We start from the raw sequence: 15,987 nt of genomic DNA on the forward strand, positions 1-15,987 counted from the left end.
CTGCAGCCTTCGCCTGAGCGTCAGCCTGAGATTTTGCCTGAGCATCAGCTTGCGCTTTAGCATCTGCTTTAGCTTTCGCCGCGGCTGCTTCAGCTTGCTTTTGTTGCTCTTGCGCTTCTTTAGCAGCTTCTTGCGCCTGTTTCTGCTGGTCTGCTTGTTGCTTCGCTTGTTCCTGCGCGTCGAGGCGTTCTTTCTCCAGAGCTTTCAGACGCTGTTGTTCAGCAGCCTGTTTTTCCTGAAGTTCTTCAGCCTGTTGTTGCGCTTGTTTCTCGCGTTGCTCGGCAGCACGTTTACTACTCGCCTGCTGCTGTTGCTGACGATTGTACTGCTGAACAACAGCACCAGGGTCGACCATGACCGCGTCAATAGCCGAACCTCCACCGCCGCCAGCACTGGCGTCGATGTGCTCGTCAAACGAACTCCAAATCAGGACTGCAATCAAAATGATATGCAGGATCACTGAGACGATTATCGCGCGCTTGAGCTTATCGTTTTCTATGGTTGCCTTTGACACTATCGGTTCCCAAATATCGCGAGATGGATCAGATTGGCTGCGTCATCAAACCGACGGATTTCACACCTGCGCTATGCAGCATGTTAAGTGCTTTGATGATTTCCTCGTAAGGAACATCTTTCGCACCACCGATCAAAAAGACCGTTTTCGGGTTTGCCTGCAAACGACGCTGTGCTTCCGCAATAACCTGTTCAGATGGCAACTGGTCCATACGGTCTTTCTCAACCACCACGCTGTACTGCCCTACCCCGGAAACTTCAATAATAACCGGTGGTTCATCGTTACTACTCACCGTCTGCGAATCTGTCGCATCCGGCAAATCTACCTCAACGCTTTGTGTAATGATTGGAGCTGTTGCCATAAAAATAAGCAGCAACACCAACAGTACGTCCAGCAGAGGAACGATGTTAATTTCGGACTTTAATTCCCGACGACCACGCCCACGTCCACGTCTGGCCATGACTTACCCCTTACTGCTTATCGCTGCTGGTAAAAGCCTGACGGTGCAGGATAGCCGTGAACTCTTCCATGAAGTTGTCGTAATTCAATTCCAGTTTGTTCACACGTTGATTCAGGCGGTTATACGCCATAACCGCAGGGATTGCAGCGAACAGACCGATTGCAGTTGCAATCAGTGCTTCTGCGATACCGGGTGCAACCATCTGCAATGTCGCTTGTTTGACCGCACCGAGTGCGATAAAGGCGTGCATGATCCCCCAAACCGTACCAAACAGACCGATATACGGACTGATTGAACCCACGGTTCCGAGGAAAGGAATATGAGTTTCCAGCGTTTCCAGCTCACGGCTCATGGAAATACGCATGGCGCGAGATGCCCCTTCAACAACTGCTTCAGGTGCGTGCGTGTTAGCACGATGCAGTCGGGCAAACTCTTTAAAGCCTGAATAGAAAATTTGTTCAGAGCCAGCAAGATTGTCACGGCGGCCCTGGCTTTCCTGATAGAGACGGGACAATTCAATGCCCGACCAGAACTTATCTTCAAATGCTTCTGCTTCACGAGTAGCAGCATTGAGGATGCGCGTACGCTGAATAATGATTGCCCATGATGCAATGGAAAAACCAATCAAAATCAACATGATAAATTTGACCAGAAGGCTTGCCTTCAGGAACAAATCAAGGATATTCATGTCAGTCACTGCTTGAACTCCGCGACAATAGACTTGGGAAGCGCACGAGGCTTCATTAGGTGTGGATCAACACAGACGATCAGGACCTCAGCTTCGTTGAGCACCTGGTTATCGGCATTGACGATTCGCTGTGTAAATACCATAGAGGTACCACGCATCGATGTAATTTCACTTTGGATTTCGAGTAAATCGTCGAGTCTGGCCGGCGCCAGATAATCCACTGTCATTCTGCGAACAACAAAGGCGACGCGCTCCGCCAACAAATCTTGCTGGTTGAAGTTGTGATGGCGCAGCATCTCTGTGCGTGCTCTTTCATAAAAAGCAACATAACTGGCATGGTATACCACACCACCGGCATCGGTATCTTCGTAGTAGACACGAACCGGCCATCGAAACAGCGTTGTACTCACTTTACATCCCGGTAATGCAATTAAACGTTGCTACTATACGCAAGAGGATGGGGGTTGGGAATGGGTTGCATTAAACGTTAGGTAAATATTTATGGGCTTGTTAAAGCCCATAAAATGTGTGTAAAAATCTTCAAGCTTAAAGAAGCATCAGAAGAAGAAAATAGCCAGCCCTGCCAGCAGGACTAATAGCGCAGGCAACGGACTAAAAACGCCCTGCCACAGCACTTTACGTGGACGAAAACCCACACCATGTATCACACCGGTGCAAACAGCCCACATCAACAAAAAACCGTGCCAGATTGCCAGGTCACTGGTTTTTGCCGCAAAGCGGGACGGGTCCCAAAACATACATCCGGCCAGGATAAGTGCCATGATCAAGGAAAGAGCCCTTAAAGGGCTCTTATCCATTACCGCATACAGCTTTGCGATAATTCCTTCCATTAAATTTCTTCTTTACCCGCTTTAGCAGCTTCTACGTGCTCAAGTGCCAGGGCGGTAATGATGCCAAAAGCACAGGCAAGAAGCGTCCCCAGAATCCATGCAAAGTACCACATAATCAGCTCCTTACTTAGTACAGAGAGTGGGTGTTGCTTTCGATATGCTCTTTGGTGATTCGACCGAACATTTTCCAGTAACACCAGATGGTGTAGATGAGAACGATCGGCACAAATACCGCAGCAACAAAGGTCATCACGTTCAGCGTCAGCTGGCTGGATGTTGCATCCCACATGGTCAGACTCGCGTTCAGCATGGTGCTTGAAGGCATGACGAACGGGAACATCGCCACACCAGCAGTCAGAATCACACAAGCCAGAGTCAATGAAGAGAACAGGAATGCCATGGCACCTTTCTCCAGACGCGACATCAACACAGTCAGCAGCGGCAGAACCACGCCCAATGCAGGGATGAGCCACAGAATAGGCATATTATTGAAGTTCACCATCCAGGCACCTGCCTGACGAGCGACTTCTTTAGTCAGCGGGTTAGAAGCTGCATGGTGATTCAATTCTGAAGTCACAACATAGCCGTCAATCCCGTAGATAACCCAAACACCAGCCAATGCGAAGCACACCATCATCACCAGCGCTGAAATTTGCGCAGCGGCTTTGGCACGCAGATGCAGTTCACCCACAGTACGCATTTGCAGGTAAGTAGCACCTTGAGCAAGGATCATGGATACGCTCACGACACCAGCCAGCAGGCCAAACGGGTTCAGCAACTGGAAGAAGTTACCGGTGTAGTACAGGCGCAGATACTCATCAACGTGGAACGGCACGCCTTGCAGCAGGTTACCGAACGCCACACCAATGACTAACGGTGGCACGAAGCTACCGATGAAAATGCCCCAGTCCCACATGTTGCGCCAGCGCATGTCTTCAATCTTCGAACGGTAATCAAAACCTACCGGACGGAAGAACAAAGAAGCCAGTACCAGAATCATCGCTACATAGAAGCCGGAGAACGCAGCAGCGTAAACCATCGGCCAGGCAGCAAACAGCGCACCACCAGCAGTGATGAGCCACACCTGGTTACCATCCCAGTGCGGGGCGATGGAGTTCACCATAATGCGGCGTTCAACGTCAGATTTGCCAATGATGCGAGACAACATGCCCACGCCCATGTCAAAGCCGTCGGTGACTGCAAAACCAATCAGCAAAATGCCAACCAGCAGCCACCAGATAAAACGCAATACTTCATAATCGATCATTTGACGACTCCTGTCTTAGCGTGCCGGCTGAGAAGCCACATTGGACTGCTCAAAGTGATAGCGACCTGTTTTCAGACTGCTCGGCCCAAGGCGAGCAAATTTGAACATCAGGAACAATTCCGCCACCATAAACAGCGTGTAAAGGCCGCAAATCAGTACCATGGAGAAGATCAGATCGCCCACGGTCAGCGAGGAGTTAGCAACCGCGGTTGGCAATACCTCACCCACAGCCCATGGTTGACGACCGTATTCAGCAACAAACCAGCCAGATTCAATCGCAATCCATGGCAGCGGGATGCCATAGAGCGCCGCACGCAACAGCCATTTTTTCGAGCCGATTGCATTACGTGTTACAGTCCAGAACGAAGCTGCGATGATAAACAGCATCAGGAAGCCGCAACCGACCATGATACGGAATGCAAAGTACAGCGGAGCAACGCGTGGGATAGAGTCTTTGGTTGCTTTCTGAATTTGCTCTTCCGTCGCGTCGGCGACGTTCGGCGTATAGCGTTTCAGCAACAGACCGTAACCCAGGTCTTTCTTAACCGATTCAAAGTTATCGCGAACCGCCTGATCTTTCGAACCGGCACGTAACTGTTCCAGCAGGCTATAAGCCTTCATGCCGTTACGAATACGTTCTTCGTGCTGCACCATCAGATCTTTCAAACCAATAACTTGCTTATCCACAGAGCGGGTGGCGATGATGCCAAGCGCGTATGGGATTTGAATCGCATAGCTATTTTCTTGCTTATCCTGGTCCGGGATACCAAACAGCGTAAATGCTGCTGGAGCTGGTTGAGTTTCCCACTCAGCTTCAATAGCGGCCAGTTTGGTTTTCTGCACGTCACCCATTTCGTAACCGGATTCATCACCCAGCACGATGACAGACAGGATAGCCGCCATACCAAAGCTTGCAGCGATGGCAAATGAACGTTTCGCGAATGCAACGTCACGGCCTTTAAGCAAGTAGTAAGAACTCACACCGAGGATGAACATCGCACCGCACACGTAGCCAGAAGCCACTGTGTGAACGAATTTCACCTGTGCAACAGGGTTCAACACCAATTCGGAGAAGCTGACCATCTCCATACGCATGGTTTCGAAGTTAAAGTCGGAGGCAATTGGGTTCTGCATCCAGCCGTTCGCCACCAGAATCCACAGCGCGGAAAGGTTGGAGCCAAGTGCCACCAGCCAGGTTACCGCCATGTGTTGGACTTTGCCGAGGCGATCCCAACCGAAGAAGAACAGACCCACGAATGTGGATTCAAGGAAGAATGCCATCAGGCCTTCGATGGCCAGAGGGGCACCAAAGATATCACCCACGTAATGCGAGTAATAAGACCAGTTTGTGCCGAACTGGAACTCCATGGTTAAACCGGTGGCCACGCCCAAAGCAAAGTTGATACCAAACAACTTGCCCCAGAACTTGGTCATATCTTTATAAATTTGCTTACCTGACAGAACGTACACCGTTTCCATGATGGCCAACAAGAACGCCATACCGAGCGTTAGTGGCACAAAAAGAAAGTGGTACATCGCGGTCAAGGCAAACTGTAAGCGCGACAGTTCGACAATATCAAACATCTTGACTCCTTGCTCTTCGCATGAAGACTCCGACCGTGGTTCACCCGATGGTTCACCACAACGCATGCCCTAATACAAAACATTGGCTTCCAAACTCCACCCTCTCATTATTTGTATGTAATGAAGAAGATGAAAGGTTACAAACACGTTAATAAAAACCCAAAAATAATCCGCAAATATATTACCCTGCAAATCCCTTACGATAAATAGGTAATTGCTAAGGCTTATTTACGTTTCTAGACAGTGATCAATTTATAGCGAAAATGTCCACTAACCGCCATCTTGATCTACAACAATTTACGCGCTTTTGCACCCTACTTGCTAGTTTTAGATATTGATCTAGCGCAATTTATTCCCTGTTTGTTAATTTAGTTCCTCATAACAATGAATGGTGAACTTGTTGTTAATGATATGTTTTGCAAAAGTCATTTTCGTTAATGCATGAATGATATCTATAAACAAAAGTTATTTATTTGAAGCCAGGCCCGGAAATTAAATCCTCCGCATTAATGAAGCACAGCATTAATCACCTCACGGTATTTTCTGCTGTTCATTTCTTTTTTTGCTCATAATTAACAAATAATTTACTTTTAATGATGAAATGTTTAACAAGTCATTATTTTTGATATGGTTAGCAAAATGTTGCTGTGGACTGAAAAACAGAAAGGCCACGTAAAAACGTGGCCTGAGAAAAAGACAGAAACAGTAACGCTATCTGGAACAGTCTATCGCAAGGCTAAATGTCCGCGACTGGCAAGGCTTAACCACAGCAAACTGCCCCACCCTTTCTGATTGTTGTAGCAACGGTTTTTCATCCATTCCCGTCTCCTGCCAGCCAGTAATTGGCAGCGTGCTAGTCACCATTCCCTCTCCATGGTGTTGTTCGTCGGGGTTAAAGATGCGAATAATCAATTCATCACGGTCTTCCGCCTTTTTAAGGGCACTGAGCATACATCCTACCGAAGGCATCGTAAGCAAGCTAAATGTACCCGGCGTTTCAAAATCTGCCCGATTGAGTTTCATCGCATCAAATGGAATTTTGTTGTAGCACTGCACCGGTGTCAGCCATGCGCGGGCATGTTGTGCAATTCCCGCCGCCGTCGGCGAACCGCTAAATGCCATCAGGCTAAAACGACAACTCAACTTTCCGCGTAGTTGAGAATCAGGGGTTGGCAATTTGATGCCGGATGGTCGTCCCGGACGTAACACCAATTCTTCTTTGCCCAAAACACCAATCGAACGGAAAAGCGTCAGCGCAAAAGTGTCTTTTTTCTCACCGATGATTTCAAACTCACGCAATCCGTCGGTAAACAGCGCCAGACCTTGTTTACCATCATGCAATGCGGCGTAATTGAGTAAATTCCATACCGGAATCGGGGCTTCTTTCCAGCCTTCCTTCTGCCAGTTTTCCATCGCCGTATCTTCGACGGGGCGTGTAATGGTCCCAAACTGGTTATCTGCCAACACCGCTGTCGATGCGAATGGCGTCGGTATCAACACCCTCACCCGGTGATCGTAAGCCTGGTTATCGAGTTGTATTTCGATATCAATACGACGGCTATTGCGTGCAAGCGTGACATGACATTCAGCATCCAGATAACCACTCGTCTCGCGCACTGCCCGCTGTTGTAAATTCTCAGGTAACGCCATGCGCAGCTTCAATGTCGCCATGCTTTGCCATGCTTCGTGTTTCACTTCACAAACATGCGCGCTCGAAGTTGAGTAAATCAACCATTCGGCTTTAGCTGGGGAATAATCATATTCATCGCCGTCATCGGAACCGTCTTCCAGTTGCAAAACCTGGTCATAACTCAGGCCAGTGTATTTATCAGTAATACGTAGCGTGCCGTTCTGGTTGAGGGCGATATGATAGAAATTGTTTTCCAACAGAGCTTGCGTCGGCACCGGTACACTACGTTGCAGGCCAGGCTTCTTCCCTTCGACATACAGCGTGCAATAACCCATCGCGGGCAGAACCTGACTGAGCTGAATATCGTATTCCATGAACGGGTCATAATTGCCGTAATGCACAATTTGCCGGTCAACCAAACCTGGGTCGATTTCCCGCGCCTCACGAATGAAATACTCCACTTCGTGGCCCTGACCATCTTTAAGCGTGAACTGGCTGGCACGGATGCGAATAGTCGTGTTGATTACCTCTTCACGCGGATAGGGCATCATATTGAAAAACGTCAGTTTGTCGGCTTGTGTAGCAGGCATATTGTCGACAATTTTACGCATGTAAAAACGAATCAGATTTTCAGCCATATCGTCTGCAAGTACAAAACGGGTCATGATCTCCTTGTGAACTTTGTCGCTACAACAGCAACCGATACTGTCATGCGCATGGTTTTTCAGGATCTCTTTCCACATCTTTTCCAGCAGGCCGTGGTGATATTCAAAACCTAGCGACCACGCGATAGACGCCAGCGGCTCCAGAATATTGACGATTTTGTTTTCAATCTGCGCATGGGCGATTTTAATGTCCATGCGTGTCGAGCTGATGGTGCGGTGCACTCGCATGTACTTGCCGTCGATAAACTCCCCTTTTAGCGTGGCAAGCTTCTCGCGCAATGCTTCAATTTTCTCGAATACTTCCTCAAAACGGCTCATCACAAACTCACGCTGAGGGTAAATCTCGCGCAATTTATCAATGACCGTGAAAATATTTTGTTGTAGCGGCATTTGATCATGCCCGTTTGGTAGCAAAATCTCCTGCGTTGCAGAAGCCTTTTCCAATACTTCAAAATAAGTGTCGAGGCGCTTACGCAGCCCAACTTCATCATCCGGCAAATATTTGCCAATGGCGTAACCCAACGGCAGCACCTGGGCGACAACTTCACTACCATCGTTGCTGTGCCACAAAAATTCGGTTCTGTCCGTGCCGTGGCGTTCTGAACAACCGCGCCAGAACATTGCGCGCTTGATTCCAAAACCGTTAAAGATATGCGGCAATTGTGCTGACATCCCAAACGAGTCCGGCAGATAACCAATTTTCATCGGCTCCCCAAATGCCAGGCAATCCCGCATCCCGTACATCAGGTTGCGCACGATGGACTCCCCGGAAACAATAGTGGTGTCTGTTTGCGTATACCACGGTCCGATGATCAGCTTGCCCGCTTCGACCAGCGCTTTCACACGAGATTTATTTTCCGGTTTAATCGCAAAGTAATCTTCCAGTACCGCCGTCTGCCCGTCGAGTACGTAGTATTTATATTCAGGATCACACTCAAGGCGAGTCAGTATCTCCTCCATATTATTTATCAATAGGATACGAGACTCTTCGGTCGTGAAATACCATTCACGGTCCCAATGCATATGGGGAGTTATATGAACACGAGATACAGCTTTCATTCTTGTTTGCCTTACTTCTGAGTGATTACGATAAAACGCTTTCAGTGGAATATTTGCCCTGCTTAACCGCGCGTTTACGCCACAAAATCAGTATCAGGGTTGAAATAATGGTGCCGACCAGCGCTGCACCAAACCACCCTGCCGCCGCAGCCATGCCGCTATGACCGCCAGGATGAAGTAAAAATAAAGAGAAAATACCTGCCCCCGGTGTCGATAAACCGATATTCATTGCACCCACCATCGCCCCCGTAACAACCGATCCCACGAGGAATGAACCAATCACACGAATAGGATCTTCAATCGCCATCGGGATCGCTCCTTCCGTGATCCCGGCAAGACCGAGCAACCAGGTCGATTTACCCGTTTCAATTTCAAAATCTTTGAACAGTTTTGGAGCGATCAATGTGGAAGCCGTAACCGTAAAAGCTGAAACCATTTTGACGGAGGCGAAGATGGCGTATGGGCCATACACGCCGTTCGCCATCGCCCCGAGGCAAAATGCGTAAGAGGCTTTATTCACTGGGCCTCCCAGATCAAACGAACACATAAAGCCCAGAATCCCGCCCAGCAACAATGCGTTGCTGCCGGATAAACCATTAAGCCAATGAGTTAATGAGGTGTTGATCCACGCGACGGGTTCGCCAATCACAAACAGCATTAGACTGCCGGCGACAAGCGTGCCAATCACGGGATAAAGGTAGAAAGTAAGAAAACCATTGAAGTTAGGGCTCAGGCGTATGTGCTTTTTCACCCAACGCATTAAATAGCCCGCGATTAAACCGGCCACCACCCCGCCGAGAAAACCCGAGCCAATCATGTTTGCCGCAAGCCCTGCAGCAAAACCAGGACCAAGTGCAGGCTTATCGGCAAGGGAATAAGCCGTATATGCCGCCAGAACCGGCACCATCAGCGTGCCGAGCATTCCACCGCCAAGTTTGCGGTACATCCACAACCACGAATTTTCAAGATCGAACAAATGCTGCAAACCAAAAATTTGCGCCAGCAAAACGGCTACAGCTAACACTGTTCCGCCCGCCACAATCAGCGGAACAGCAAAGGAAATTCCGCTCAGTAACGCCTGCTTTAATTCGGTTTTAAAACCCGGAACAGATTGCACATCATCTTGTTGCTGCACGCGTTCATCAGATGACGCTTTCAAGGCTAGCGCCTGCTGCAAAATACGTTCGGCATGTTTGATGGGTTCAGCAACCGGTGTCGTAATTGACGGGATGCCTTGGAAGCGCTCGACATCCTTGATAACGACTTCGGCGGCAAATATACATGCATGCGCCTGATTGATTTGCCGCGCAGTTAAACGCCCCTCAATACCATTCGCCCCCTGCTTTTCGACATAAACATTAATACCTAGTTTTCGCCCGGCTTTTTCCAGATATTCCGCCGCCATATAAGTGTGCGCGATCCCTGCCGGGCAGGCCGTGACACAAACAATCGTCGGGCGAGAAGCATCTTCTTCAACCACGACACTTTGTGGTTCGTTGTTTAACAGCGCCAGAAACTCGTCGACCGATGTTGCATGCATCACTTTTTCGCGTACTTCGTCATCAACCAGTACGGTAGTCAGAGAAGTCAAAAGCTGCATATGAGTTGAACCGGCTTCGCCTTCAGGAATGGCCAGCAAGAAGATCATCCGCACCGCTTCCGGCCCGTCTACACCTTCCCACTCAACAGGCGTTTTAAGCGTCGCGGCCGCAAATGCCGCTTCTTTTACCGCATTTGTTTTACCATGCGGCACTGCCAACCCTTCACCGAGAGCAGTTGGCCCCTGCGCTTCACGTGAAAAAACTTCAGTCAGAAATTGTTCCAGACTATGTAGTTTTCCAACCGCAGCCAGTTGTTTCGCCATTGTGTGTATCGCTTCATCACGACTGGCAAACGTTGTTTGCAGTGTGACCAAATCGGGGTGAGTCAACGCCGTCAGGTTCATCATTCCCTCGTAAGGAGTCGGTTCCAGTTGCCGTAAGCTTACACAGCAAAACAATACCTTTATGTGATCAATTTCACTGTAAAGAATATTTGTATTAAATTTGTATTAATACTTATCAGTTAACAGTCGTGATGAATGGCGCTATGATTCGCCATGATTTTTAATGTTCTCAGGGGAGGACGTGGTGGCTAAGAAACCGATGTACCGTCAGATTGCCGATGCTATCCGCCAGCAGGTTGAAAACGGTGAACTGAAACCTGGTGATGCGCTGCCGACTGAATCAGCGTTGCAGGCTCAGTTTGCGGTCAGTCGTGTCACCGTACGCCAGGCGCTAAAACAGCTTACCGAGCAGCAAATCATTGAGAGCATTCAGGGCAGCGGTTCATACGTTAAGGAAGAAAAGGTCAATTACGATATTTATCAGCTGACCAGCTTCTACGAAAAACTGGCTGACCGGAACGTCGAAACCCACAGCGAAGTGCAAATTTTTGAAGTGACCAAAGCCGATGAGCTTTTGGCCGCCCGTTTACAACTCACCACGGATGAAAAAGTCTGGCATGTAAAACGCGTGCGTTTTATCAAGCAAAAGCCCGTCACTCTGGAAGAAACCTGGATGCCGCTCTCACTGTTCCCTGACCTGACCTGGGAAGTGATGGAAAACTCGAAATATCACTTTATTGAGAACGTGAAGAAAATGGTCATCGACCGCAGCGAACAAGAAATCATTGCGGTGATGCCGTCGGACGATGTGGTAAAAGCGTTGGGTATTGATCCCAGTAAACCGGTGCTGGAAAAGGTGTCGCGCGGGTATTTAAAAGATGGGCGGGTATTTGAGTTCAGCCGCAATATCTTTAAAAGCGACGATTACAAATTTACGTTAGTGGCGCGGCGTAAGCATTAAATCTGTCATAAATCCCTCCCCTTACTGCACTCATAGCATCATTGAAGTTACCAACCAGAATGGTGCTATGAACATCAATCTCTAAGATCTTAAGCATTGATCTGTCCGTTTTCTTATTTTCTATATTGTGATCAACATCACAGCCAACATTCTTGGCTCGCTTTATCTTCCAACCCTCCTACTTTATTGATTTTATTATATTTATCAGGGTTATGGTTCAGTTGCGACTATGTACTCTGGTCAATAATTCCACGGACAGGAAAGGACTTCCCTCATGGCCTCAGACGGCACCCGCTTTACCTTCACCGCCGGGCGTACACCGGCCGACACCTTTGCGGTGGTGAACTTTACGCTAAAGCAGTCCCTCTCCTCCCTGTTCAGCCTGGATATCACCATCGCCTGCAATGACCAGGCGATTGGCTTTCAAAAACTCCTCGATGAATACGGGGTTCTCACCATCTGGCAGGGGGACGTGATCCAGCGCCGGGTGCGCGGTATCGTCACCTTCTGCGAGCAGGGCGACAGCGGCAAACATCAGACGTTGTACCGCATGACGGTACGCCCGGAGTTCTGGCGCAGTTCGCAACGGCAGAACTGCCGCAGTTTTCAGAACTACGACATCCAGTACATCTTTGCCAAACTGCTCAAAGAAATGCGGATACGCACGCATGACGCGCTGTTCCGTCGCCCGCATCCGGCGCGGGAATTCTGCGTGCAGTTTATGGAGTCGGATTACGATTTCATCGCCCGTCTTGCCGCCGAAGAGGGGATTTTTTTCTTCGAGGATGAATATCTCGATGACAGCGACCAGAAACTGAGCTTCACCGATGACCGCTGCAACCTGCGCGGCCTCGGGGCTTTCCCCTATAACCCGAATGCCGCCTCTGAATCGTCCGCATACTGCATCAACACCTTTTGCCGCAGCGCGCAAATCCGCCCGGCAAAAGTCACCACAAAGGACTACACGTTCACCGCCCCCGGCTGGCAGGCGCAGTACCAGGAAGAAGGGGCAGACCTGTCGTATCAACGCCCGGACTATGAAATATTTGATTATCCGGGGCGTTTTAAGGATGAACAGCACGGTGCGGATTTTGCGAAATATCAGGTGGAAGGCTGGCGCAATAACGTCGATTTTGCCAGTGGCACCAGTAATTGCCCGCAGCTCCAGCCGGGGCGCTGGTTCACCCTCACTGACCATCCGCGCGAGGATTTAAACAGCCCGTGGCAGGTGGTGTCATGCGAGATGAACGGTAGCCAGCCGCAGGCGCATATCGGCAGCGCCGGCCAGGGCACCACGCTCACCAACAGTTTTCATGTTATCCCTGCCACACAAACCTGGCGACCGGCGCCGCTACCGAAACCGCTGGTGGACGGCCCGCAGATTGGCATTGTCACCGGCCCTGCCGGGGAAGAAATCTACTGCGACGAGCACGGGCGCGTGACGGTGAAATTTGCCTGGGACCGGTATAACAAAACCAACGAAGAAAGCTCATGCTGGGTGCGTGTCTCCCAGGCGTGGGCAGGCACCGGATTCGGCAACATCGCCATTCCGCGTGTCGGCCAGGAAGTGATTGTCGATTTCCTCAATGGCGACCCGGACCAGCCGATTATCACCGGGCGCACCTATCACGCCGCCAACCGTGCACCGGGCGACCTGCCGGGGACTAAAACCCAGATGGCGATACGCTCGCAGACGTATAAGGGTGCCGGGTACAACGAACTGATGTTTGAGGACCAGACCGGCCAGGAGCTGCTGTCGATGCATGCCCAGAAGGACATGAAGACGGTGGTGCTTAATAACCGGATGACGGAAGTAACAGCTAACCACAGCGAAAACGTGGGCGGCAACCAGGCAGTCACCATCGCCAGGAACCAGGTGCAAAGCATTGGTGCCAACCAGATGGAAACCATCACCGCCAACCAGGTCCTGACTGTCGGCCAGAATCAGTCGGAAACCATCGGGACCGCAAAAAAAGAAACGGTCGGGTTGCTGAGTGCATTAACTGTCGGACTTGCTTACCAGGTCAGCGTGGGAGGCGTGATGAATACCTCTGTTGCCCTGGCTCAGTCCTCAGAAGTGGGACTGCTCAAATCTCTGATGGTCGGGCAGAAATACGCTGTCAATGTCGGCAAGGAAATGACCGTCAGTGTGGGTGAGCGTAAAACAGAAAGTGTGGGCAAAGTGTCACAACACTCCGCCGGGGACCATCTGGAACTGAGTTGCGGAAAAGCCAAAATTGTTCTGACTAAAGACGGCAAAATATTTTTGTCCGGGATGGAACTGCATATCCAGGCCGTAACGGCCGTGAACAGTGATGCCCTGCTGATAAACCTGAATTGTGGGATGACCACACCGCCTCCTGCTGCGCCTTCTGACAGCGTTGGCAGTTAGCCAGACAACACATCGATAACCTATTAATTAAAAGGATTTCACCATGCCAGGTATGCCTGCTGCGCGTCAGGGTGACGCAACGTTAATCGGTGGCCCGATTGTCCAAGGCTCCCTCGGGGTGATGATTGGTGCGCCTACCGGCGTGGCCTGTTCGGTCTGCCCGGGAGGGGTCGCGGTCGGGAGTCCCGTCAACCCGGTACTCGGGGCCAAGGTGCTGCCCGGCGAAACCGATGTCGCCCTGCCGGCACTTCTGCCGTTTGTCCTCACCCGTAGCTACAGCAGTTACCGCACCGACACACCCGCCCCGGTCGGCACGTTCGGCTCCGGCTGGCAGTCGGCGACAGATATTCGCCTGCAGATTCGTTCTTCTGAGCTCATTCTTAACGATAACGGTGGGCGCAGTATTCATTTTGACCTGCTGGCTCCGGGTGCGATTGCCTGGAGCCCGTCCGAAAAACTCTGGCTCGCCCGTGGCGGGGTGGATAAGCAACCCGACAGCCATCGCCTGTGTGCCTTATGGCAGGCGCTACCGGAGACGCTGCGCCGTTCGCCGCACGGTTATTTTGTCGCGAATGACGCCACCGGGCCGTGGTGGATACTGGAGCCTTTTCAGTTGCCGGTTTCACCGGAAGACGTGCTGCCGCGCCCGTTGCCGCCGTTCCGGGTGTTGACCGGTCTGGTGGATAGCTTTGGCAATCACCTGCGTTATCAGCGCGACGCCGACGGCAAATTTGCCGGCCAGGTGACGTCGGTCACCGACAGCGCCGGGCGACGCTTTCGCCTTGAGCTGGTCACATTACCGGACGCCGGTATCCGCCTCGCTGCCGTCTGGCTGGCGCGCGATACTGCCTTCCCTGAACGGCCAACCCTGCCGCTTGCCCGCTATGACTACACGCCGCGCGGGGAACTGGCGGCGGTGTATGACCGGGCGGGGGTAAAAACGCGTCACTTCGAATGGCACCCGCAACATACAGGCCTGATGGTCGCCCATCAGCACACCGGCCGTCCCGCCAGTCGCTATGTCTATGACGACACGCTGCGGGTGATTTCCCAGACCAACCCCGGCGGGCTGAGTTATCAGTTCCTGTATACCGACAGCCAGACGGTGGTGACCGACAGCCTCGGGCGGGTGACGGTTTATCATCTGGCCGGCGAGCGGGGGCTGAAGCGCGTGGTGAAGCTCGGACAACCTGACGGCAGTGAAATCTCCAGCGAATTTGACGGCAGCGGACGGCTGGTCAGCCAGACGGATGCCGCCGGGCGTAAAACCGAATATCAGCTGGACGTGGTGAGCGGCAACCTGCTGGCCATCTGGTATCCGGACGGCACCGTCAGCCGCTTTGATTACAACGCCCACAATCAGCTCCTCAGCACCACCGCCCCGGACGGGGGTCGCACCGCACGTGAATATGACTCTTGCGGACGACTGACGGCACAAACCGATGCCATGGGTCATACCCGCCGCTGGCATTATGCGGATGAGAAAAGCGCACATCCCTCAGCAACCGAAGATGCGGCGGGGGGACGCCAGCAGCTGGAGTGGAATGCATACGGTCTGCTCGCCTCATACACCGACTGCTCCGGGTACAAAACACAGTACCGCTATAACCGCGACGGGCAGGTCACGGAAATGAGGGCGGAAGAAGGGCTCTCCACCCGTTACGAATACGATGTCCGCGGGCGACTGACGGCCAGCGAAGACAGCACCGGCACCCGCACGACCCGCCAGTACAACGAAGCCGGGGACCTGCTGACCATCACACATCCCGACAGCACCATCACCACGCAGCGTTACGATGGGCGTGGCAATCAGTTGTCGCAGACCGCTGGTGGCCTGACCCGACAGGCCGAATATGACAGCGCGGGTCGCATCACCGGGCTGATTAACGAAAATGCCGCGCGCACGCAGTTCAGCTATGACGTGATGGACAGACTGACAGCTGAAACCGGTTTTGACGGCCGTGAACATCTTTATCACTACAGCCTGGCCGGACAACTGATACGCAGTGAAGATGCGGCTCTCGTCACCCG

At 51.4% G+C, this 15,987-nt stretch carries 13 protein-coding genes; 3 read left to right on the forward strand and 10 right to left on the reverse strand.

Annotated elements, in window-relative coordinates; translation table 11 throughout:
* The 10 genes from tolA to mngA all read right to left on the reverse strand — a co-directional run.
* Window positions 1–514, reverse strand: a 514-nt coding sequence (gene tolA / locus GBAG_RS13895) for a cell envelope integrity protein TolA (protein ID WP_034497140.1), incomplete at its 3' end; no start/stop codon positions are given.
* Between the two features lie 28 nt (window positions 515–542).
* Window positions 543–974, reverse strand: a complete 432-nt coding sequence (tolR, locus tag GBAG_RS13900) for a colicin uptake protein TolR (protein ID WP_034497142.1) — start codon at window positions 972–974, stop codon at window positions 543–545.
* A 10-nt stretch (window positions 975–984) separates the two neighbouring features.
* Window positions 985–1,671, reverse strand: a complete 687-nt coding sequence (gene tolQ / locus GBAG_RS13905) for a Tol-Pal system protein TolQ (protein ID WP_072009447.1) — start codon at window positions 1,669–1,671, stop codon at window positions 985–987.
* The gene (gene ybgC, locus GBAG_RS13910; protein ID WP_034497145.1) at window positions 1,668–2,072 is read right to left on the reverse strand and encodes a tol-pal system-associated acyl-CoA thioesterase; all 405 of its coding nucleotides are present in this window, start codon (window positions 2,070–2,072) and stop codon (window positions 1,668–1,670) included. The genes tolQ and ybgC overlap by 4 nt, the downstream gene beginning before the upstream one ends.
* Window positions 2,073–2,219: 147 nt before the next feature.
* Window positions 2,220–2,513, reverse strand: a complete 294-nt coding sequence (ybgE, locus tag GBAG_RS13915) for a cyd operon protein YbgE (RefSeq protein WP_034497148.1) — start codon at window positions 2,511–2,513, stop codon at window positions 2,220–2,222.
* Entirely contained in the window at window positions 2,513–2,626 is a 114-nt protein-coding gene (gene cydX / locus GBAG_RS22220; protein ID WP_064512614.1) for a cytochrome bd-I oxidase subunit CydX, read from the reverse strand. The genes ybgE and cydX overlap by 1 nt, the downstream gene beginning before the upstream one ends.
* Before the next feature lie 14 nt (window positions 2,627–2,640).
* Complete coding sequence (cydB, locus tag GBAG_RS13920; protein ID WP_034497152.1) at window positions 2,641–3,780, reverse strand: cytochrome d ubiquinol oxidase subunit II; 1,140 nt, start codon at window positions 3,778–3,780, stop codon at window positions 2,641–2,643.
* Window positions 3,781–3,795: 15 nt separating this feature from the next.
* On the reverse strand, window positions 3,796–5,364 hold the full coding sequence (gene cydA, locus GBAG_RS13925) for a cytochrome ubiquinol oxidase subunit I (RefSeq protein WP_034497155.1): 1,569 nt from the start codon (window positions 5,362–5,364) through the stop codon (window positions 3,796–3,798).
* A gap of 711 nt (window positions 5,365–6,075) precedes the next feature.
* Window positions 6,076–8,718: a mannosylglycerate hydrolase gene (gene mngB, locus GBAG_RS13930; RefSeq protein ID WP_034497157.1), complete on the reverse strand. Its 2,643-nt coding sequence runs from the start codon at window positions 8,716–8,718 to the stop codon at window positions 6,076–6,078.
* A gap of 25 nt (window positions 8,719–8,743) precedes the next feature.
* Window positions 8,744–10,663: a PTS 2-O-a-mannosyl-D-glycerate transporter subunit IIABC gene (gene mngA, locus GBAG_RS13935; RefSeq protein ID WP_034497161.1), complete on the reverse strand. Its 1,920-nt coding sequence runs from the start codon at window positions 10,661–10,663 to the stop codon at window positions 8,744–8,746.
* A gap of 184 nt (window positions 10,664–10,847) precedes the next feature.
* Here mngA and GBAG_RS13940 point away from each other — a divergent pair, with 184 nt between their 5' ends.
* The 3 genes from GBAG_RS13940 to GBAG_RS13950 form a co-directional block, all read left to right on the forward strand.
* A complete protein-coding gene (locus tag GBAG_RS13940) occupies window positions 10,848–11,564 on the forward strand; it encodes a GntR family transcriptional regulator (protein ID WP_167333345.1) in 717 nt (238 codons plus the stop codon).
* 274 nt (window positions 11,565–11,838) lie between these two features.
* Window positions 11,839–13,956, forward strand: coding sequence for a type VI secretion system Vgr family protein (locus tag GBAG_RS13945; protein WP_051873724.1), 2,118 nt, complete (start codon window positions 11,839–11,841; stop codon window positions 13,954–13,956).
* 43 nt (window positions 13,957–13,999) lie between these two features.
* A partial coding sequence (locus tag GBAG_RS13950) for a DUF6531 domain-containing protein (RefSeq protein ID WP_034497159.1) occupies window positions 14,000–15,987 on the forward strand: 1,988 nt, incomplete at its 3' end.

Origin of the sequence: Buttiauxella agrestis ATCC 33320, from assembly GCF_000735355.1 — a bacterium.
Classification (GTDB): Bacteria; Pseudomonadota; Gammaproteobacteria; order Enterobacterales; family Enterobacteriaceae; genus Buttiauxella; species Buttiauxella agrestis.